The 20,803-nt window shown below is 38.1% G+C and carries 19 protein-coding genes and 2 other annotated features; of the genes, 13 read left to right on the plus strand and 6 right to left on the minus strand.

Going from position 1 to position 20,803, the window contains the following annotated elements; genetic code table 11:
- Positions 1–31: 31 nt before the first annotated feature.
- Positions 32–424, minus strand: a complete 393-nt coding sequence (locus tag LOK41_RS07820) for an Ig-like domain-containing protein (protein ID WP_174099385.1) — start codon at positions 422–424, stop codon at positions 32–34.
- A 179-nt stretch (positions 425–603) separates the two neighbouring features.
- The gene (putP, locus tag LOK41_RS07825; RefSeq protein ID WP_241815973.1) at positions 604–2,070 is read right to left on the minus strand and encodes a sodium/proline symporter PutP; all 1,467 of its coding nucleotides are present in this window, start codon (positions 2,068–2,070) and stop codon (positions 604–606) included.
- Positions 2,071–2,376: 306 nt separating this feature from the next.
- Positions 2,377–2,615, plus strand: a binding site (T-box leader).
- 49 nt (positions 2,616–2,664) lie between these two features.
- Positions 2,665–2,909 (plus strand) — a binding site (T-box leader).
- 52 nt (positions 2,910–2,961) lie between these two features.
- Between putP and trpE the strand changes: the two genes are divergently transcribed.
- From trpE to trpA, 7 genes are read left to right on the plus strand one after another with little or no spacing between them, the layout of a single operon-like run.
- On the plus strand, positions 2,962–4,374 hold the full coding sequence (gene trpE / locus LOK41_RS07830; RefSeq protein WP_241815974.1) for an anthranilate synthase component I: 1,413 nt from the start codon (positions 2,962–2,964) through the stop codon (positions 4,372–4,374).
- Positions 4,371–4,958, plus strand: a complete 588-nt coding sequence (locus LOK41_RS07835) for an aminodeoxychorismate/anthranilate synthase component II (RefSeq protein ID WP_241815975.1) — start codon at positions 4,371–4,373, stop codon at positions 4,956–4,958. Before trpE ends, LOK41_RS07835 begins: the two co-directional genes overlap by 4 nt.
- Positions 4,955–5,980 carry an anthranilate phosphoribosyltransferase gene (gene trpD, locus LOK41_RS07840; RefSeq protein WP_241815976.1) on the plus strand — a complete coding sequence of 342 codons (1,026 nt, stop codon included), beginning with the start codon at positions 4,955–4,957 and terminating at the stop codon, positions 5,978–5,980. Before LOK41_RS07835 ends, trpD begins: the two co-directional genes overlap by 4 nt.
- A complete protein-coding gene (trpC, locus tag LOK41_RS07845) occupies positions 5,981–6,742 on the plus strand; it encodes an indole-3-glycerol phosphate synthase TrpC (RefSeq protein WP_241815977.1) in 762 nt (253 codons plus the stop codon).
- Entirely contained in the window at positions 6,739–7,347 is a 609-nt protein-coding gene (locus tag LOK41_RS07850; RefSeq protein ID WP_241815978.1) for a phosphoribosylanthranilate isomerase, read from the plus strand. The genes trpC and LOK41_RS07850 overlap by 4 nt, the downstream gene beginning before the upstream one ends.
- Before the next feature lie 2 nt (positions 7,348–7,349).
- Positions 7,350–8,543, plus strand: coding sequence for a tryptophan synthase subunit beta (gene trpB, locus LOK41_RS07855; protein ID WP_241815979.1), 1,194 nt, complete (start codon positions 7,350–7,352; stop codon positions 8,541–8,543).
- Positions 8,544–8,546: 3 nt separating this feature from the next.
- A complete protein-coding gene (gene trpA, locus LOK41_RS07860) occupies positions 8,547–9,308 on the plus strand; it encodes a tryptophan synthase subunit alpha (protein ID WP_241815980.1) in 762 nt (253 codons plus the stop codon).
- Positions 9,309–9,547: 239 nt separating this feature from the next.
- Here the strand turns inward: trpA and LOK41_RS07865 are convergent, their stop codons facing one another.
- On the minus strand, positions 9,548–10,108 hold the full coding sequence (locus LOK41_RS07865; protein ID WP_174099394.1) for a DUF4240 domain-containing protein: 561 nt from the start codon (positions 10,106–10,108) through the stop codon (positions 9,548–9,550).
- A 161-nt stretch (positions 10,109–10,269) separates the two neighbouring features.
- On the opposite strand from LOK41_RS07865, the gene LOK41_RS07870 reads away from it, so the two are divergent.
- A complete protein-coding gene (locus LOK41_RS07870) occupies positions 10,270–11,766 on the plus strand; it encodes an L-lactate permease (protein ID WP_241815981.1) in 1,497 nt (498 codons plus the stop codon).
- Positions 11,767–12,056: 290 nt separating this feature from the next.
- On the opposite strand, the gene LOK41_RS07875 is transcribed toward LOK41_RS07870, so the two are convergent.
- Positions 12,057–13,727: an IS200/IS605 family accessory protein TnpB-related protein gene (locus tag LOK41_RS07875; RefSeq protein ID WP_241815982.1), complete on the minus strand. Its 1,671-nt coding sequence runs from the start codon at positions 13,725–13,727 to the stop codon at positions 12,057–12,059.
- A 241-nt stretch (positions 13,728–13,968) separates the two neighbouring features.
- On the opposite strand from LOK41_RS07875, the gene LOK41_RS07880 reads away from it, so the two are divergent.
- On the plus strand, positions 13,969–14,652 hold the full coding sequence (locus LOK41_RS07880; RefSeq protein ID WP_241815983.1) for a DUF2278 family protein: 684 nt from the start codon (positions 13,969–13,971) through the stop codon (positions 14,650–14,652).
- A gap of 14 nt (positions 14,653–14,666) precedes the next feature.
- Here the strand turns inward: LOK41_RS07880 and LOK41_RS07885 are convergent, their stop codons facing one another.
- Complete coding sequence (locus tag LOK41_RS07885; RefSeq protein ID WP_241815984.1) at positions 14,667–15,500, minus strand: hypothetical protein; 834 nt, start codon at positions 15,498–15,500, stop codon at positions 14,667–14,669.
- Between the two features lie 185 nt (positions 15,501–15,685).
- On the opposite strand from LOK41_RS07885, the gene LOK41_RS07890 reads away from it, so the two are divergent.
- Positions 15,686–16,474, plus strand: a complete 789-nt coding sequence (locus LOK41_RS07890) for a zinc-ribbon domain-containing protein (protein WP_241815985.1) — start codon at positions 15,686–15,688, stop codon at positions 16,472–16,474.
- Between the two features lie 16 nt (positions 16,475–16,490).
- Positions 16,491–17,750, plus strand: a complete 1,260-nt coding sequence (locus tag LOK41_RS07895; RefSeq protein ID WP_241815986.1) for a TcaA 3rd/4th domain-containing protein — start codon at positions 16,491–16,493, stop codon at positions 17,748–17,750.
- A 71-nt stretch (positions 17,751–17,821) separates the two neighbouring features.
- On the opposite strand, the gene LOK41_RS07900 is transcribed toward LOK41_RS07895, so the two are convergent.
- Complete coding sequence (locus tag LOK41_RS07900; RefSeq protein ID WP_241815987.1) at positions 17,822–18,250, minus strand: hypothetical protein; 429 nt, start codon at positions 18,248–18,250, stop codon at positions 17,822–17,824.
- A gap of 476 nt (positions 18,251–18,726) precedes the next feature.
- Here LOK41_RS07900 and LOK41_RS07905 point away from each other — a divergent pair, with 476 nt between their 5' ends.
- Positions 18,727–20,061, plus strand: a complete 1,335-nt coding sequence (locus LOK41_RS07905; RefSeq protein WP_241815988.1) for an FAD-dependent oxidoreductase — start codon at positions 18,727–18,729, stop codon at positions 20,059–20,061.
- Between the two features lie 302 nt (positions 20,062–20,363).
- Positions 20,364–20,774 carry a DUF3908 family protein gene (locus tag LOK41_RS07910; RefSeq protein ID WP_241815989.1) on the plus strand — a complete coding sequence of 137 codons (411 nt, stop codon included), beginning with the start codon at positions 20,364–20,366 and terminating at the stop codon, positions 20,772–20,774.
- Positions 20,775–20,803: the final 29 nt, after the last annotated feature.

The raw sequence follows: 20,803 nt of genomic DNA on the forward strand, positions 1-20,803 counted from the left end.
TCTTTTTATCTTTATAAAAAAACAAAGGTTTTTACTTCGGATTTGTTATAAAAGGCTGAACATGAACAATACATAAATCCCTGAATTTCCCTTCGGCAGTAGTGACGATGACGACAGCCCGTCCGGCGTTCTTTCCAGTTATGATTGCTTTATTTTGATCTGTACGAATTGTTATGACGTTAGGGTTCATATTTGTCCAAATGAGTTCTTGATTTGTTGCTTGAATTGGGAGAACAGAGGCTGATAATTCAGCGCTTTGCCCTACTTTTATTTTTAATTTGTCTTTTTGTATATGCACACCAATTACAGATACAACAGAAGGAGCGAGTGAAATGTGAGGTGAATTTGATTGTATGTTTGGACAAGAAGCATTTGTAATAAGTGATAGTTTTTTTGAGTTTTGGTGCTGTAGTGATGCCATCATTTTAAAGTCTCCTTTCTGTATAAGTGTTCATACTAATACTATAGCGAAGTAGTGTTATGATAAATTTAACGAAACATAAAGAAATTGTTAATTTCAAAGAGAAAATTGTAGAAAGGTACATAAAAAGAAAGGAACCCCCGCTTTTATGATGAAAGCGAAGGTTCCTTATTTTAAAAATATTATGCAGTTTTCTCAAACTCCTCGAACTGCTTTTCAACTTCTTTTGAAGGTTTTGTTAGTAAACTTACGATAATAATGGCTAGTAAGCTTATCGCAAATCCTGGAATCATTTCATATAGGAAATCTTTTAAAAACTTAAATTGTGTCCACGTAATAACAGTTACAGCCCCAGCAACCATTCCAGCTAGCGCGCCCCATTTTGTCATACGTTTCCAGTATAAGCTTAGTAAAATGACAGGGCCGAATGAAGAACCGAAGCCAGCCCAAGCGTAGCCAACAAGTGCTAGGATTGTGTCATTTTGTTTAAATGCTAATCCGCAGCCAATAAGTGCGATAACAAGAACGGCCATACGACCAACAAATACAAGCTCACGATCAGATGCAGAACGTTTAAAGAATGTTCTATATATGTCCTCTGTTACTGCACTTGAAGTAACAAGAAGCTGAGAAGAGATTGTACTCATAATAGCCGCTAAAATAGCTGCTAATAAAAATCCAGTAATTAATGGGTGGAATAAAATGTTACCTAGTTCAACGAAAATTGTTTCTGGGTCAGAGAGCTTTAATCCCGCTTTTGAATAGTAAGCGATACCGATAAGACCAGTAAACATAGCTCCTACTACAGAGAAAATCATCCAGCCCATACCAATTCGACGTGCGCTTTTAATTTCTTTTACAGATGAGATAGCCATAAAGCGTACGATAATATGAGGTTGTCCAGCATAACCAAGACCCCATGCAAATAATGAAATAATACCTAATACGGATGTACCTTTAAAAATATCTAATAGTGCTGGGTCAATAGATTTAATTGTATCAAATGCTGGACCAAGGCCGTTTACATTCATAATTGTTACGACCGGAACAAGGATAAGAGCAACTACCATGATGATACCTTGAACGAAGTCTGTCCAACTTACAGCTAAAAAGCCGCCGAATAATGTGTAAGCTACAACAACGCCTCCAACAATAAGTAATCCAACATGATAATTTAGTCCAAATGAATTTTCGAATAGTACAGCACCTGAAACGAATCCTGAAGCTACATAAAATGTGAAAAAGATCATAATAACAAGTCCAGAAACGAGACGTAGCATATGAGAAGCATCATGGAAACGATGCTCTAAAAATTCTGGAATAGTAATAGAGTTGTTTGCAATTTCTGAGTAGGTACGTAAGCGAGGAGCGACATAGATCCAGTTTGCGTATGCGCCAAGTGTTAGGCCAATCGCAATCCAGCTACTACTTAATCCAACGCTAAACATTGCACCGGGTAATCCCATTAACAGCCAGCCGCTCATATCGGCTGCTCCAGCACTTAATGCTGTTACTGCGGGGCCTAGTGTACGCCCGCCAAGCATATAATCGGTTAAGTTGGATGTTTGTTTATAGGCGAAATAGCCAATGACTAACATCCCGAGCATGTAAATAGAGATCGAAGTTAAAATTAACATCTGCGTACTCATGTAGTTCCCCTTCCTTTTGTAATGTCTTTTGATGAACTTTGCATATTTATAATCTATCATGATTATTTCAGAAAATCCATATACAAATACGAATTTTCTGAAATGTAAGCGTTTTTTGACATCGTTTTATTTTTAGAATATATAATTTTCTGACAAAAAACCTACATTTTAATAGAGTATTTATTATATTTACATAAAAATAGGTTGTTTTGTCAATATAATATTGAATGAAGAAAAAAATAAAATTTTTTAAAAAGTATTGACTTATGAAAAAAGTAAGGACTATAATGAGTGCAACTTAAAAAAATGCAAGCGTTGATGAAGAAGAGTACATATTCTGAACATGTCAGAGAGCTGATGGTTGGTGCGAATCAGTATGGGATTAATATGGAATGGCCTTCGGAGCTTCCAAACCGAACCGAAAGAAGTAGGCTTTGGCGACATGATCTCATCGATACAAGAGACACGTATTAACTTTTGATACGGCAAAGTGCGTTACATTTGTAACGAATTAAGGTGGCACCACGGGAGTACCCGTCCTTTCTATAGGATGAGTACTCCCTTTTTGTGTATAAAAATAAATCAACTAAATAAATTAAATCGTTTAAGTAAGAAGAGTACGTATATTGGAGACGTTCCAGAGAGCCGGGGATAGGTGGGAGCCCGGTGCGGTGCCATATGCGGAATGGGCTTACGAGAGGTATGCTGAACAGCCTTGAATAAGTAGGCAACCCGGGTTCCGCCGTTACAAGGATAAGGTATATATTTGTACCTGAATAAAGCGGGATGCTTCTTGCATCCAAACGAGGTGGTACCACGGTAAATTTATCGTCCTCTACATATTTCGATATGTAGAGGACTTTTTTTATTTTAAATAGTGAGGTGGCAGTCATGATAACGAAAGAACAATTTAACATGCAACAAGGGAAAACATTTTTGGTCATTGATGAAGAAGAAGGAGATAGTGTGACGCCGATTGCTTTATATCGCCAGATGAAAGGTAAAAAGAAATTCTTACTCGAAAGCTCGCAGCTTCATCAAGATAAAGGACGTTATTCGTATTTAGGATGCGATCCATACGGAGAAGTCAAAAGTAGTGGCGCAGCAGTAGAGATTACGATAAATGGTAGAACAGAGCAGGTAGAAGAAAATGTATTACAAGCATTGAAACAAGTCATTGCTCCAACGAATGTCGAAAGTCCATTTCCGTTTTGCGGAGGAGCAGTTGGATATATTGGTTATGATGTCATTCGGCAATATGAAGATATTGGAGAAGAACTGTTTGACCCGGTCGATATTCCAGAAGTTCATGTATTACTGTACCGAGAATTTATGGTATACGATCATTTACGCCAAAAATTATCATTTGTATATGTATACAGAGAAGATGATACAGACTCCTTTGAAGAAGTGCATGAGAGACTGCAAGTATATAAACGAGATATCTTAAAGGCAGCGAAAGAACAAATATCAGAAGTACAGCCTTCTCTATCCTTTACTTCTTCTATAACAGAAGAAAAGTTTTGCGAAATGGTAGAGAAAGCAAAAGAGTACATTCGAAATGGTGATATTTTTCAAGTTGTATTATCTCAGCGATTGCAAAGTGAATTTATAGGTGATTCATTTGCTTTATACCGTAAACTTCGCATTGCGAATCCATCGCCATACATGTTTTATATTGATTTCCAAGATTATGTTGTACTCGGTTCTTCACCAGAAAGCTTACTTTCTGTACGAGACGATAAGGTGATGACGAATCCGATTGCAGGAACAAGACCACGCGGAAAAACAAAGCAGGAAGATGAAGAAATTGCGAAGGAGCTTTTAGCCAATGAGAAAGAGCGTGCCGAACATATGATGCTTGTAGATTTAGGGCGAAATGATATCGGCCGGGTGAGTGAAGTCAGTTCAGTTAAGTTAGATAAGTATATGAAAGTCGAAAAGTATTCACATGTGATGCATATTGTATCAGAAGTTTCCGGAATATTGCGAAAGCAAATGGATTGTTTTGATGCATTAGCGTATTGTTTGCCGGCTGGTACTGTATCTGGAGCACCGAAAATTAGGGCGATGGAAATTATAAATAGATTAGAAACGGAAAAAAGAAATGTATATGCCGGAGCAGTTGGATATATAGCTTTTTCTGGAAACCTTGATATGGCGCTTGCGATTCGCACAATGGTTGTAAAGGACCAGAAAGCATATGTGCAGGCAGGAGCTGGTATCGTCTATGATTCAGATCCAATTGCCGAGTATGAGGAGACGTTAAATAAAGCGAGAGCGCTACTGGAGGTAATGAAATGATTGTACTCATCGATAACTATGATTCGTTCACTTATAACTTGTATCAATTGTTAGGGGCATATGAAGAAGAGATTGTTGTACTGCGAAATGATAAAGTGACGATTCAAGAACTGGAAGAAATGAAACCAAAAGCAATTATTCTTTCACCGGGACCCGGAAAACCAGAAGATGCAGGAATTTGCATCCAGGTGATTCAGCATTTTTATAAACAAATTCCGATTCTTGGAATTTGTCTTGGACATCAAGCGATCATTTCAGCGTTTGGCGGTGAAATTGTAAGAGCAGAGAATATAAAACATGGGAAAACATCACGTGTAAAACATAATGGCACATCGATATTTTCCTATGTCACGCAACCGTTAACTGCGATGCGCTATCATTCACTCGTAGCGGCGAAGCAGACGATTCCAAAGTGTTTTGATGTATTAGCAACAGCGATGGATGATGGGGAAATCATGGCAGTTCGTCATAACTACTATCCACTATTTGGATTACAGTTTCATCCAGAGTCCATTGCGACGGAAGAGGGCGGAAAATTAATACGTGCATTTTTAGCCAATGTGAAAGAGGGGGAGCGAGTATGAACAGTTATCTTCGGAAATTAGTAGACGGACAGAATTTAACAGAACAGGAAATGTATGAAGCAGGTCTTGCACTCTTAAGTGAAGATATATTAGAAAGTGAAATTGCAGCATTTTTAGCATTGTTAAAGGCAAAGGGTGAAACAGCGGATGAAATATATGGCCTCGTTCGTGCTCTTCGGGAAAAGGCATTACCATTTGCAAGTCATATAAAAGGAGCGATGGATAATTGCGGAACCGGCGGAGATGGAGCGCAAACATTCAACATTAGTACAACATCTGCCTTCGTACTTGCCGGGGCTGGTGTGAAGGTGGCGAAACACGGAAATCGCGCTGTGTCTAGTAAAACAGGAAGTGCAGATCTATTAGAAGAACTTGGTGTAAATATTGCATGTACCCCAAGAGAAATTGACTATTTATTAGAAAAAGTAGGCATAGCATTTCTATTTGCACCAGCGATGCACCCAGCACTTAAGCGCATTATGAAAATAAGAAAAGAGCTAAATGTACCGACTATCTTTAATCTAATCGGTCCTCTTACAAATCCAATTGATTTAGAAACGCAGTTTGTTGGCATATACAAACGAGATATGCTAATGCCAGTAGCGGAAGTATTACAAAAGCTTGGCAGAAAACAAGCGCTTGTTGTAAATGGAAGTGGGTTTTTAGATGAAGCATCTCTGCAAGGAGAAAATCATGTGGTGATTTTAAAAGACAACAAAATTATAGAAGAGAGCATTACTCCAGAAACGTATGGATTTTCTCGGGTGAGTAATGAAGAAATCCGAGGCGGGAATGCAAAAGAAAATGCGCATATTACACTGCAAATACTAGAGGGGAAAAAGAGTGTATACCGTGATACGGTTCTACTCAATGCAGGTCTTGCACTTTTTGCGAATGGAAAAGTAGAGACGATTGAAGAAGGCATCGGGTTAGCAGCTCATAGCATTGATTCAGGAAAAGCCCTGGCGAAACTAAATTTATTAATTGCAGCTAGTAATCAAAGATTAGAGAGGGTGAACTAAATGGGAACCATTTTAGACAAGATCGTTAAGCAGAAGAAAAAAGAAGTAGAAGAGTTATACAAAACATATACACCAGTGAAAGAAAAAAGACAGGTTTACTCACTTGTGGAAGCACTGAAACAATTTACAGTTATTGCAGAAGTGAAAAGAGCGTCGCCATCTAAAGGTAACATTAATTTACAGGTAGATGTCCCGAAACAAGTAAAAATGTATGAAGAGTGTGGTGCAGGAGCTGTTTCAGTTTTAACGGATGAACAATTTTTCAAAGGATCGATTCACGATTTAGAAACAGCGAGAGTGCATAGTAATATTCCGCTTCTATGTAAAGATTTTATCATCGATACGATTCAAATTGATCGGGCGTATGAAGCGGGAGCGGATCTCATTTTACTTATTGTCGCTGCGCTACCAGAAGAAAAACTACGAGAGTTATATGCATACGTGCAAAAAGTAGGACTAGAGGCAATTGTAGAAGTCCACAACGAGGCCGAATTAGAGGTGGCACTAGAACTAAACCCTCATGTGATTGGGATAAACAATAGGAATTTAAAAACATTTGAAGTGGATCTCAGCACAACTGAAAAGCTAGGGGAACGATTAAATAAGGAAAATAGACTTTGGATTAGTGAAAGTGGAATTCATACGAAAGAAGATATCATGCGTGTAAAACAAGCTGGTGCAAAAGGTATTCTTGTTGGGGAAGCGCTGATGACAGCACCTTCTGTCGGAGACTTTTTTCAATCACTGAAGGTGACAACATGAAGGTAAAGATTTGCGGCATTACCGATGTAGAAACAGCAAAACTTGCCTGTGAATATGGCGCAGATGCCATTGGATTTGTATTTGCGAAAAGCAAAAGGGAAATTACACCCGAAAAGGCAAAACAGATTATTAATGAGCTTCCAGCTGACGTCATGAAAGTGGGCGTGTTTGTAAATGAATTGGTAGAAGTCATCCAGAAAATCGTAAATGATTGTGGTTTAACACATGTGCAACTACATGGGGATGAAGGGAATCATCATATTATAAGATTGAATATTCCGTCTATAAAGGCGGTTGGTGTGAGTTCGAGTGAAGATATAGAAAGAGCAACAGATTATGAAGCTGATCTTCTTTTATTGGATAGTCCGAAAGAAAAGTTTCATGGTGGAAATGGTAAAACATTTTCGTGGCAGTTACTAGAGCATATGCCAAATGAGATTCGTAAAAAGTGTATTTTAGCTGGTGGATTACACATTGAAAATATTACAGAAGCGATTGAAATGGTTCAGCCATATATGGTGGATGTCAGCAGCGGAGTAGAAACGGATGGAAAGAAAGATAGCGAGAAAATAAAACAATTTATTAGAAAAGCGAAGGAGTGTTAAGCATGCAATATGCATATCCAGATGAAAAAGGTCACTACGGTATATACGGAGGACGCTATGTTCCTGAAACACTGATGCAGTCCGTTTTAGAATTAGAAGAAGCATATAAAGAAGCGATGCAAGATGAAGCATTTCAACAAGAATTAGAGCATTATTTACAAACGTATGTCGGAAGAGAAACACCGCTTTATTTTGCGGAAAATCTGACAAAGTATTGCGGTGGTGCAAAAATTTATTTGAAGCGTGAAGATTTAAATCACACAGGAGCTCACAAAATTAACAATACAATTGGGCTGGCGCTTCTTGCAGTGCGAATGGGTAAGAAAAAGGTTGTAGCTGAAACAGGAGCTGGACAGCACGGAGTAGCAACCGCGACAGTATGTGCCTTACTCGGTTTAGAGTGTGTCATTTTCATGGGAGAAGAAGATGTGAAACGTCAAAAGTTAAACGTCTTCAGAATGGAATTATTAGGAGCGAAAGTGGAAAGTGTTGCAGCAGGTAGTGGGACGTTAAAAGATGCAGTAAACGAAGCGCTTCGCTACTGGGTTGCACATGTGCACGATACGCACTATGTAATGGGATCTGTTCTTGGACCGCATCCATTCCCGCAAATCGTACGTGATTTTCAAAGTGTAATTGGGAAAGAAACGAAGAAGCAATATGAAGCATTAGAAGGGAAGTTACCAGAAGCTGTTGTTGCTTGTATTGGCGGTGGAAGTAACGCAATGGGAATGTTTTATCCGTTTGTGCACGATGAAGAAGTTGCTCTTTACGGAGTCGAAGCAGCGGGAAAAGGGGTTCATACAGAGAAACATGCCGCAACCTTAACAAAGGGAAGTGTTGGCGTCCTTCATGGTTCGATGATGTATCTCCTTCAAAATGAAGAAGGACAAATTCAGGAAGCACATTCTATTTCAGCAGGTCTAGATTATCCAGGCGTTGGGCCAGAGCATAGTCTGCTAAAAGATATTGGCCGTGTTTCTTATCACTCGATTACAGATGATGAAGCGCTGGCTGCATTCCAGTTATTAACGAAAAAAGAAGGAATTATCCCAGCGTTAGAAAGTTCACATGCAGTGGCATATGCATTAAAACTTGCCCCTACAATGAAGCAAGATGAAGGGCTTGTCATTTGTTTATCAGGCCGCGGTGATAAAGATGTTGAAAGTATAAAACGTTATATGGAAGAGGTGTAAACGATGGGAGTAGAAAGAATTACAGCAGCGTTTCAAAATGAAAAAAAAGCATTTATCCCGTATGTAATGGGAGGGGATGGAGGTCTAGAAAAATTAAAGGAACAAATTCGTTTTCTAGATGAAGCAGGAGCGAGCATTGTTGAAATTGGCATTCCCTTTTCTGACCCAGTTGCAGATGGGCCGACAATTCAAAGGGCAGGAAAACGAGCATTAGATAGTGGAACAACGCTCGGAGGGATCTTTCAAGCGTTGGCGGAAGTTAGACAAGAAGTAAGGATCCCATTTGTGCTTATGACCTATTTAAACCCAATTTTAGCATTTGGAAAAGAACGGTTTATAGGAAGCTGTTTGGAAGCTGGCGTAGATGGAATTATCGTTCCTGATTTGCCATATGAAGAGCAAAATATTATTGCACCGCTCCTTCGTGATGCGAATATTGCCTTGATTCCACTTGTTACGGTAACGAGTCCGGTTGAACGGATTGAAAAAATTACGAGTGAGTCACAAGGGTTTGTCTATGCGGTAACAGTTGCAGGTGTCACAGGCGCAAGACAAGACTTTAAACAAGAGATTCATAGCTATTTGGAAAAGGTAAAAGCACATGTGCATCTCCCAGTAGTTGCTGGATTTGGGATTTCAACGACTGAGCATATAGAAGAGATGATTACTGTGTGTGATGGGGTTGTTGTAGGGAGTAAAGTAATTGAGTTGTTAGAAGCAGAAAAGAAAGAAGAGATTTGTGAGTTGATTGCTGCGGTGAAATAAGAATTGGTGGGGGTCTTACTGCCCGTAAAAGCCCGATTGGTTCAACTAATAATCAGTGGGGGATGAAGAAAACCCCCACTGATTAAAGTTTCACTTTATCAGCGATTCTTCAAATAAATCGACAGTTTCTTCAATTATATCGGCGTAAATTAAAATATATCGGCGATTCGACAAAGAATATCGACCAAACGACAAATGACGACAAAAAGAGACTCCCTGTAAAGGAGCCTCTTTAATTATTAACCTAATGGATTTTCACCAAATCGTTTCCAAAGTTTTGGAAAACGTTTTGCTAATCCTTCTTCATCATCTTCATCCCAATCGAATTCAATGTCAGGCATAGATGAATCGTGTCCCTTTTCATCTAATAAAGAGTCAAATTTATCCCAAATATCGTCGTCCCATTCTATATCTCCCGTTTCTTTTAAAGAAAAAGCTTCAAGGGCTACGCTTAACATTTCTTCAAACTCTGGAATAATTTCTTCCTCTTCATAAAAAGAAGGAATTAAGTTTGCTAGATTATCGGGATTTTGCATGGCTGATTCAAACACTTCTTGTCCGCATGCAATGAGCCAGCCTCTGAAGTAATCAAAGGAATCATCAGAGCATCCACCTAGAATAATATACGCAGCTGCCCATAGAGAGGATGTATAAGATTCTTTGAAAGCAGTCTGAAAGTGGATTTCATAGTCTGCAATTTCACTTGTAGATCGCGAAGCTAATTGTTCAATTAGCCAATCGCTCGTTTCGTCTTTTTCCATCATTTCTGAAATGAGTTGCCAAAATTGTTCTTTATTCATTGTTAGCACTCCTTTTAAAACGGTATTTGTTTGTAGTGTAACATTTTTTCAATCCTTCACTTGATAAAGAATGGTAAAAAACTGTTGTGAAATGAATTGAATATTTCGACATCTGTTATATAATAGTTACAATTGTATCTTATAAGAAATGAGATGATGGTATGGCTGTACTGTTAGCCCTTATTCCAATCATGATGATTTTTATTTGTTTATTTATTTTTAAGCAAACATCGCTGAAAGCATCGCTAATTTCCTATGCAGTATGCGGTGGAATCGTTTTACTAACGCCCATGTTTCGATTGCAAATCGGAGAGGTCATGCATGCAACTATTAAGGGCTGGTTAATTTGTTTTATTGTTGGCTATGTTCTGTTTTTTGGTATTTTTTTATTTCACCTCATGAACAAAATGGGGTATATCGACCAAGTAGCGCGGTTTATTGAACAAGTTACTCATGATCGATTATTACAAATGCTCTTAATGTGTTTTGGGATTTGTCCACTTATCGAATCAGTGAGCGGATTTGGAATTGGTTTTATGGTGGCAGCTCCTATTTTTCTCTCGCTCGGTTATAAACCGTTTCAAGCGGTGTTACTCTCTTTTATCGGTTTATTGGCGAGTTCCTGGGGAGCGATGGCAACGGGAACGATTATTGGATCGCAGCTTATCAACATGCCATTAGTAAACTTAGGAACTAGTACAGCATTACTCAGTATTCCTTTTTTTGCATACTTTATTTTCCTTTCTTTGTATGTAGTTGGAGGTTGGCAAGCAATTAAGCAAAAGTGGAAAGAAGGAATGGGCTTTTTTCTTTTATTTTCTATATCAATCTATCTTTCTAACGCATACGTAAGTGTTGAGTTAGCAGGGATTTTAAGTTCCATTGTAACAATTACATTTGGTTTTCTTATCATTAAAATGAAAGCGAAGCAAGGGAAGGAGGTTTTATCGGAGCATGCTGCAACGACGCAGCGAGAAGTTTCTATCGTGAAAATTATAAGCCCTTATTTATTTTTAACAGTTTGTATTTTGCTTTCTCGTCTCATTCCATCGCTACATAATATGCTCGGGTCTTATGCTGTTCTTGATTTACCGGCGTATTCTTACAAACTAGCATTACTATATTCACCTGGATTTTGGCTTGGGGTTACATGTTTATTTACCATCATTTTTTTCCGTATTCCTTCTATTATTATAAAACAATCTTTATCGCAAACGATTAAACAATGGATACCGTTTGCGATTACAACGACAATGTTCATTGCCATTTCAGAATTAATGGGCGCTGCTGGTATGCACACATTATTAGCGGAAGTAGCAGGGAATACATTTGGAACGTTATTTGTCTTTGTTGCCCCGTTCATCGGTGCAATTGGTGGTTTTTTAACGGGAAGTAACGCAGGATCAAATGCGATGTTTATTAAACTACAAATGCAAACCGCGCAGAATGTAGGGCTTCCGTGGCAATATGTGACGACTCTGCAAAATACAGCATCATCTGTAGCGACAATTGCTTGTCCATCACGAATTACACTTGGGGCTTACTTATGTAATATCCCGTTTCGTGAGAATGAACTACTAAAGAAGACAACGCTTATGATTTTCGGAGCGGTGTTGATTGTAGTGGTGGAAGTTGCCGGATGGTATGTATTGCATTGAACTACCCCCACCTACCTCTACAAGAGCTTGAGGTGGGGGATTATCCTGTCTCTGTCCTCATAAAAACAGTTCCTCTCGTTCAACAAAGAGGATACAACGATATAGAGTTCGGTAGTGTCTATATGGAATATAAGACGACCTATTCTATCTTCCGACGAAAGGCAAACAAAATAGGTACCCCTACTTTTTCTTATATCGAGGCTAGAACACTTTGTCATGCATCCAGTTCCTAGACTTGTTATCTGCTCTGGTAATAAGCGTAAAAATCTGGGACAACGTGTTCTTTTTTATCATGCAAATCGTTTTGCTAGTTTTTTCTTTTCATTTTCAAATAAGTTTAATCGCTCGATTTGTAATGCCTCTTGCGGCTGATTCACATCGTATAACTGATAGAAATGATGCGTGCGAATATCCAATTGATTGTTTAATTGATGCCAATGACTCCAGTGATATGCTTCTTTCTTTGGAATATAAGGCTGAAGCACCCGAGGTACTTTTTCTTTATACCCTAATCCCCAGCGACCAATCGTAAAAGCTGAGGATTGATGAATAGAGATACCAAATTTCCGCATGTATTTCATCTTTCCGGAAATCGAAGTGTAAGCGGGATTCACTTGAAAGACAGCCACGCCCCTTTTATTTGCACGATTCAGAATTGCACTTGTCATCTTCTTATAAGCAAACATACTCTTCATTCGATTCGCTCGCTTATTTCCGTAACGATCCCCTGTTTTCGATTGGGCTGTATCTAACTTCTCGATGACAACCGGCTTGTTATACCGCTCCGCTAAGTCCACCAAGCGAATTGCTTCCACTTCGATGATTTTTGTGATTTGTCCTGTAGATTTATCTATGATAGAAAAACCAAGGGAACCACTTCCTTTATAATTTCCATCCTTCGTTACATTTGCCCAAGCAAAATGCTCAAGATTACAATCTACACCGATGACACCATCTGATGTGCTGTAATTCGTGTGTGGATTTTCCGGTGCATCGACTAAACATTTCACAATATAATAGGAACCATAGTCTTCCACAGACCACGCAATCGGTTTACCATGTTTTCTCTTATTCTTACACTGTAATTGGGTTGCGATTACTTCTTCAATGGCTTCTTGCCCATATGGGAACGCAACAACTGGAAATATAAGTGTTTTCCCAAAACTTGTCGTCATCCATAATTCTTTTGTCTCGGGCACATACTGAAATACAAAATTGCCATGTTTGGCATCTTTACGACCAGATAGTATCAGTTGTTTATTTCGAGCACGAGAAAATAATGTTTTCCATTTGTCATGGTTACGTACAAACTCGCGGATCGTAAATTGCGAGCGAAACAGTTTTTTGCTTCCAAATACTGCGCTTGGAATATTCGTTTGATCGGATGAAAGTTTTTGCGTTAAACGGTATTGTCTGTGGGTGAGATGACCAATTTTCGCCTGAATTCTTTTGATTTGAACATCTAAGTATTGGTGTTCAAACAGATATTCATTTAGCCAAATTAAGGTGTCTTTTTTACGAGATAAGGAGATGAGGTTGTTATGCTTCGCGAAGCGGGTGTTTTTCGGAAACGTCAGCGTTCCTTTCACACAACTTTGTTTGATTTTGCGAAGATTTGTTAGTTTTGTCCGTTCTTGTTTCAACTTTTTCTTGAGCTTCTTAAGCTTCTCTTGCGTTTGTTTCTCATATCGTTTTTGTAACGCCATTAAACCTGTAAACAACGCCTTTGCTTCTTGCGCCGCACTGTTTGCATAATAATCATTCAATTGATATTTCCGCTTGAGAACGAGATGAAGACTGTCTGTATGCATCTTACGGTTCCAACGTTTTTCTCGAACCATCGTTTGAAATGCAAATCGTTTCGCCCGATTAAATGTTTCAATTGTTTGTGTGACTGCATCTACCACCCCATGGGGTAAATCTATCTTGTAGATCCGTTTCGAAAAATACGCTTTCTTCACCTGTTCTCACCTCCTTTTATGTGATAAGATCATTATACACTAAAACAAACATACGTTCTACAAAAAGAGACGTTTTCTTTAAAAAGAAAAAACCGATTCATCCTCCACCTTCACTTCATTTAGAGGAGGGGGTCTTCTCGGTTAAAATGATAAAATCCTCTGTTTAAGGAGGATTTTTGTTTGTAAGTGGATAATGTATAAAAGAACAAGCGTTTCTATTTTATGAAGAGGAGATGATCCCATGCCCTTAAAAAACTACGGAGTCCTAAAAGGTATAGCATTGCAATCTATGATTGGAAAAGGGAAAACACCTCATTATCAAGTTCATTTGCAAGATGAATCAGGAGTAGACTATCGCATTGCAATTAATGTAAAATCACAAAGTTATCCATCCGAGGTATTATATTTTGCAAGTGAAAATATAAAATCAGAAGCGATTACGATTTTACCGACATTACCTTTTGGTTTTACTGAAATTAAAGACAATAAGCCAGAGATTGCACTAGATTATGTAAGAGGAAATCTATTTGGTTCCAAGCAGATGATTCCTTTGCCACCAGAAAAGTCGGGAGCTAATAATGATTTAAATGAAAAAATTGAACATTATATAAAACGAGCAATAGAGGAAAAGGCAATTATTTATGCATTTGGAGAACGGTGGGGTCCAGAACATAATACACCTGACCGATATTTTCATTTTAAACCTGGTAACGGCATCCATGATATTCATATGAATCAAGGAAATGTGGAGGAGTGGAAGAATGATGATGGCGTGTGGCAAGATGGCGGCATATTCATCCACTTTGAGAAAAAGCAGCAATGGGTTGGAATTTTCCTCGCGTTTCAGTCGCAGTCTTGGTGTACGGATGAAGAGGGACATGCTCGTATTCCTGTGGAGCAGTGTAATTATAAAGGGGGAAATTAAGCAAAACAGCTAGTTCATCTCGAACTAGCTGTTTTAATTTTGTAGAAAATATAGCTTATGAGTGTAGAGATACAAGAAAAGAGTATCGCTATGCTTGAAAAAGCAAGTACATACATATTATATTTCACCACATTTCCTATCAACTGATTACTGTCATAATGAAACAACGCTGCTATCGTATTGAATAGGAATAAGACGATAAATATAGTAATCACACCATCTAATGAACCTTCTATATCCGGTTTACTCAAGGCGATATGTGCAGAGATACAAATCGCGATGAAAAGAAACAGCCAAAAGGAAGGTGTAGAAAGGTTACTAATCGTAAAAAGACTTTTTAATAGGAGAAGTAACGATACAAAAATATTTTGCAACATATCGATGTTGATAGAAGTAACTTGCGTATTTGTTTCAAGAGCACGTATAAAGACCGAATAAGATTGTGGTACGAAATAATACATCAAAAGGATTAATGCGGCCATTCCTGAAAAAATAGGAGCAATTCCGATGAAGAAATTTCCTACTCTTTGATAGATATTTCGTTGATTATATTGGTGCCTTACATAACCTAAATAACCGTTACTTGTATCGGTTGGAAAGAGCTGCATTGCTACGATTTGATGTCTGAATACGACGCACATAATCGCATGTCCAAGTTCATGGATAGGGACACCGATCCATGCGGATAAAAGGAAGCCTTTCTTGCCAAAAGCTCTCGTCCAATATGTTCGTGTAAGAGATTCTAAATAACCTAATAGAAAACCAACCAAAATGATGATACCGATTAAAGAGAATAGTTGCACGAAACTAGTAATAAAGATTTGAAAAAGTGAGTGTACAAGTTCCATCGTTTTTGTCCAATCTATTATTTTTATGGTGTATAAGCTTTTTCATATTGTATATAGATAGAAAGGTTTTTGTCAAAATGTTACTAGAAAGAAGGACGAGATTCTTGTAGTCATGTTTCCTCTCCTCGTACATATATTGAATTTGTAGCAGCTTAGAAGAAACATGCTAAGGGGGAGATGATAAGATGACGTGTCCAAAATGTAACACCGAGCATACAAGCGAAGCGAAATTTTGTGGGAATTGCGGGCATGCACTGACAGAACAAGCCGCGGGACATCGTGAACAGCAGGCAGAACAGCAGTTGATTAGGTCAGCACCTACGCAGGCAGCAGGATCAAATGAAAAGGTAGAGCAAGCAAAGCAATTTGCGAGTGGCTATTTTCAGTTTTTTAAGAATGCATTGAAAGCCCCTTCAGCAATTATGAAGAGTGGACATATTGAGGTAAGGAATGGGATCACAAGTCTTGTTCTTATTTGTTTTTTATTTGCTTGTATGTTTTATCGAATGATGAGTCAGGCTACATCGGTGGCAACGAGATTCGCACCTGAAGTACCTGCCCCTTCATTTTTTGGAGAATCTGTTAAAATCTTTCTGTTTTTATTGATTTTAGTTCTCTTTGTTGGATTTATTGTTTTTGTAAGTGGAAAGCTGATGAAATCATCTTTTTCCTTTTTGGAAACATTAGGTGTTTGGGGGACAGTATCGACACCAGTCGTCGCTGTGCTTGTTATCGCACTTTTATTTAGCTTTTTAACAATTTTTTTAGCAGCCTTCTTTTTAGGGGTTGCTGTATCGTGGATGAGCGTATGTATGATCGTTTCGATAGTAAAGTTAGACCGAGGTGGATTAGATCCGGTATATACGCTTATTGTTGCAAATATTTTGATTTCAATTGCAAGCTGGATGATCCTTTGGTCTTATATCCAAACAATCATTAATACCTTAACTGGAAGTTTCTCAGGCTTCTACTAAAAAGGTGGCTGAACGGATGGGCGTATGTACAAAATGCGGTTCGCAATTAATGGATGGCGTGCAATTTTGTCAAGGCTGTGGAATGAGAAGAGCCGAATATGAACGGAGAGGAAACGAAGAGGCATCCCATGTACGAAGGAAGATGAGCACAGGGAAAAAAATATGGATTGGGGTTATCATTCTTCTTATTCTCAGCTTAGGCGGGGCGTACATGTATGGGGCAAAGTATTATTCTGCAGAAGCGCAAATTGATAGAATGATTACGATCTTACAAGAAAGAGATGCAGAGAAATTCATTGATATTGTGACAACAGATGATCCGCAATTTGTAGTCGATAAAGAGAGTGTAGCACCATTGTTTACTTATATAAAAGAATCCCCTGCCTATGTAAATGATTTAAAAGCTTCTATCCAACAACAAAGGAAGAAGCAAAGTGATGTAGAAAAAGTAGACTTTGTATTAACGAAGGATGGAAAATACTTATTTCTATTTGATCGATATAAATTGAAAGCAAAAACGTATTACGCATCGCTTCTTACAAATGAAAAAGATGCGTTGTTAAAAGTAAATGGAAAAGAGTTAGATAAGACGACTGATAAAATGTTTGAAAAGCAATATGGGCCATTTTTTCCAGGGGTTCAAACGTTTCAATCAGAGTTTAAAACTGATTATGTGAAGCTAAAGCGTGAAGAAAAGGTCGTACTTATGAAGCAAAATCAAAATAATGTAACGGTTGATCTTTCGTTAAAAGGCCATTACATCACGATTCAAACAAATGCAGCGGGAGCGACATTATATGCCAATCAGAAACCAATTGCGACGCTCATAGGGGAAGAATTTAAGTGGGGACCAGTAGCTACGGATGGGAGCGTCTCGATTTATTTAGAAAAAGAGGGCGCAAGCGGAAAAGAGAGAACAAAGGTGGAACCTATATCAACAAACCAATACTATACATTATCGTTTCAAAAAAAATCTGAAGAACAACCAAAACCTTCTTATTCACCGCCAGTAACACCGAAGTATGTGTATAACGGATTTTTCTTTCCTGATAGTCATATTCGGAAGTTAACAAGTGCAGAGTTAAACTTCTTAACAAAAGAACAATTACGGATTGCGAGAAATGAAATATACGCTCGGCATGGGCATATTTTTCAAACGAAAGATATGCAGGCCTACTTTTTAAGGCAGTCCTGGTATCGGGAAAATCCGTATTATACAGGAGAGTTGAATGATGTCGAGACGTATAATGTTGAGCTTATAAAGTCAAAGGAATAGGTAGAAGAATTCACTTTTTATGTTGTAAAAATAAAAGGTACATCATCAATGATGGTGATGTACCTTTTTTATTATTTTTGCAGTGGTATAAGGGCAGCTTTAGCTGGTTCGCGTGAAAAAAAGATATGAAAGAGAAAGTTGACCCTACTCGATTTTCCAGTTGTACTAGCTTGGACATCGGATAAAGCACTGGAAGAAAGTATGGCTTCTGAATTCGGTGGAACTGTAATCTCGAGTCTACTGTTTAATTTTTCTGATGCGACAACTTTTACTGCATCGTAAGAGAGGTTGATAATCTTAAGAATACCAAGTGGATAGACCGCCTCATCAGGCTGAGAGGTAGATGCAAATAGGGTGGATTTCCAAATTTCTTGAAAAAAGGTATCGCTATCAACTGCCCAAGCCTCTGCATCGTAGATTGTTGCATGAATACTGAATTCTTGTTCAAGTGGTTGAGCGATTTTGGATTCAGCAGGAGTAGAAATAAAATTACTACACATTGAGTCTGTTCACCTACTTTCCATTGTGACTGTTATAGCATATTAATAATCAGATTTATAAGACACGACGTTTTACCTATAATGTTCAAAGGATGTTTAAGGTATAAAACCATCCTTTTGAGTTGGAGAGAGCATCCGGCCATGCATAGAAATGGTCAGATCCTTTTTTATCATTTTAACCGAGAAGACCCCCTCCTCTAAACGAAGTGAAGGTGGGGGTAGTTCAATCCCATGCTATATGAAACCAGAAGAAACAAATGAGCATAAGATTCTTTTTGTTTTCGAAGTCGAGATTAGCATGTTAGAAAACAAAAATGGATATATATGAAATGGTGTGCGTTGTTATGTTTGGACGGAAGGGAATTCATTTGTAAACAAAAGGAAGAAGATATTATACTTTGTATATGATATTTATAGAGTATTTATGGTGAATTTGGAAAATGTAAACGATAGACACTGTACAAAGGAGTGGTTTGGTGAACTATGTAATTATTGGCGGGGATGCAGCTGGTATGAGCGCAGCAATGCAAATTGTGAGAAATGATAAAGAAGCAAAGGTTGTTACACTAGAAAAAGGTGAAATATATTCATATGCACAGTGCGGACTTCCATATGTGATTAGTGGCGTGATCCCTTCTACTGAAAAATTAATTGCCAGAGATGTGAAGACATTTCGTGATAAGTATGGAATTGATGCGAAAACAAATCATGAAGTAACGAAAATTGATATTGAAAATAAAACTGTACATGGTATACATACAAAGACAAAGGAGTCATTTCAATATACATATGACCGCTTGTTAATTGCAACGGGAGTTAGGCCTGTTATGCCAGATTGGGAAGGTAGGGATTTGAAAGGGATTCATCTTCTAAAAACAATTCCAGATGCCCATAAAATATTGAAGACACTGCAGGAACAAAATGTTGAGCAAGTAACAATTATTGGCGGCGGGGCAATTGGCCTTGAAATGGCTGAAACATTTGTGGAGCTTGGGAAGCGTGTACGAATGATTGAAAGAAATAATCATATCGGCACGATTTATGATGCGGATATGGCCGCACATATACATGAAGAAGCGGCGAAACATCATATTGAAATTTTAACAAATGAAAATGTAAAAGCATTTAAGGGAAATGAGAAAGTCGAATGGATTGAAACAGATAAAGGGACGTATAAAACGGATCTTGTCTTAGTCTCAGTTGGCGTGCAACCAAATACGGAATTTTTGAATGGAACTGGAATCCGTACGAACAACAAAGGTGCCATAGAAGTAAATGCTTATATGCAAACAAATGTCGAGGATGTTTATGCGGCAGGAGATTGTGCAATGCATTATCATGTTGTAAAGGAAATGCAAGACCATATCCCGCTCGGTACAACTGCGAATAAGCAAGGGCGCCTTGCTGGACTAAATATGATTGATAAACGAAGAGCTTTTAAAGGAACTCTCGGTACAGGGATTATTAAATTTATGGGACTCACATTAGCGAGAACAGGTTTAAATGAAAAAGAAGCGAGTGGATTAAAGCTCCCTTATAAAACAGTAAAGGTAGATTCAACAAGTATGGCTGGTTATTATCCAAGTGCCACACCACTTTATGTGAAATTGTTGTATCGAGCTGATACAAAACAATTACTTGGTGGACAAGTAATCGGAGAAGAAAGCGTGGATAAACGAATTGATGTCATTGCGATGGCCTTATTCCATAAAATGAGTATCCATGATTTAGAGGATGTCGATTTAAGCTATGCTCCACCATACAACAGTGTTTGGGATCCGATTCAACAAGCAGCGAGGCGAGCAGAATAGCACTTCTTATAGGGGTGCTATTTTTTATACTGAAAAATTTATCCCGCATTAACGGGCAGTAATACTCCCACCTCAAAATTCGGCGGGAGCACAGAAGTTAGGTGGGAGATAAACTGCCCGTAAAAGCCCGATTGGTTCAACTAATAATCAGTGGGGGATGAAGAAAACCCCCACTGATTAAAGTTTCACTTTATGATATAATATTTACTCTTGAAAAATAGATGCCGCAAATATCGGAATACAAATCTTATTATGATGTAAATACATATGAGCAAGTAATGAATGATGCTGGAGGATAAGAAATGGCAATAAATATGAGAACAGTAGAAGAGTGGATTGAAGAGTCAAATGCAAGACATGAAGAGGACTTTGGAGAGATTGTCCAAGAAGTAAAGGAATTATGCGTTGCGATTGATAACGCTACTTTAATTTACCCGAAACATGTATTTTGTTTTGGAAAGAAAGCTGAAGTGTTCTTCTTTTTCCAAGATCATGTTGTCATTGGTCAGGCGCAAGAAGAATATATTCAAGTTGAAAAGTTAAAGTATGAGAACATTACAGACATAGGCCTAAAAACAAATGATAAAAATACAACATTAGAGCTGAAATTCTCTAATGGAAATTCTATTATGCTAGATAGTTTAAATGATAACTGCGGAGCAAAGAATTGGCTATTTGCAAGGCAGATTAAGAGTATATTTAAATTGATTTAATAGAAAAGATCCGCCCTTTGCTAGAAGCA

The organism is Bacillus sp. TL12 (assembly GCF_022625245.1).
Taxonomy (GTDB): domain Bacteria; phylum Bacillota; class Bacilli; order Bacillales; family Bacillaceae_G; genus Bacillus_A.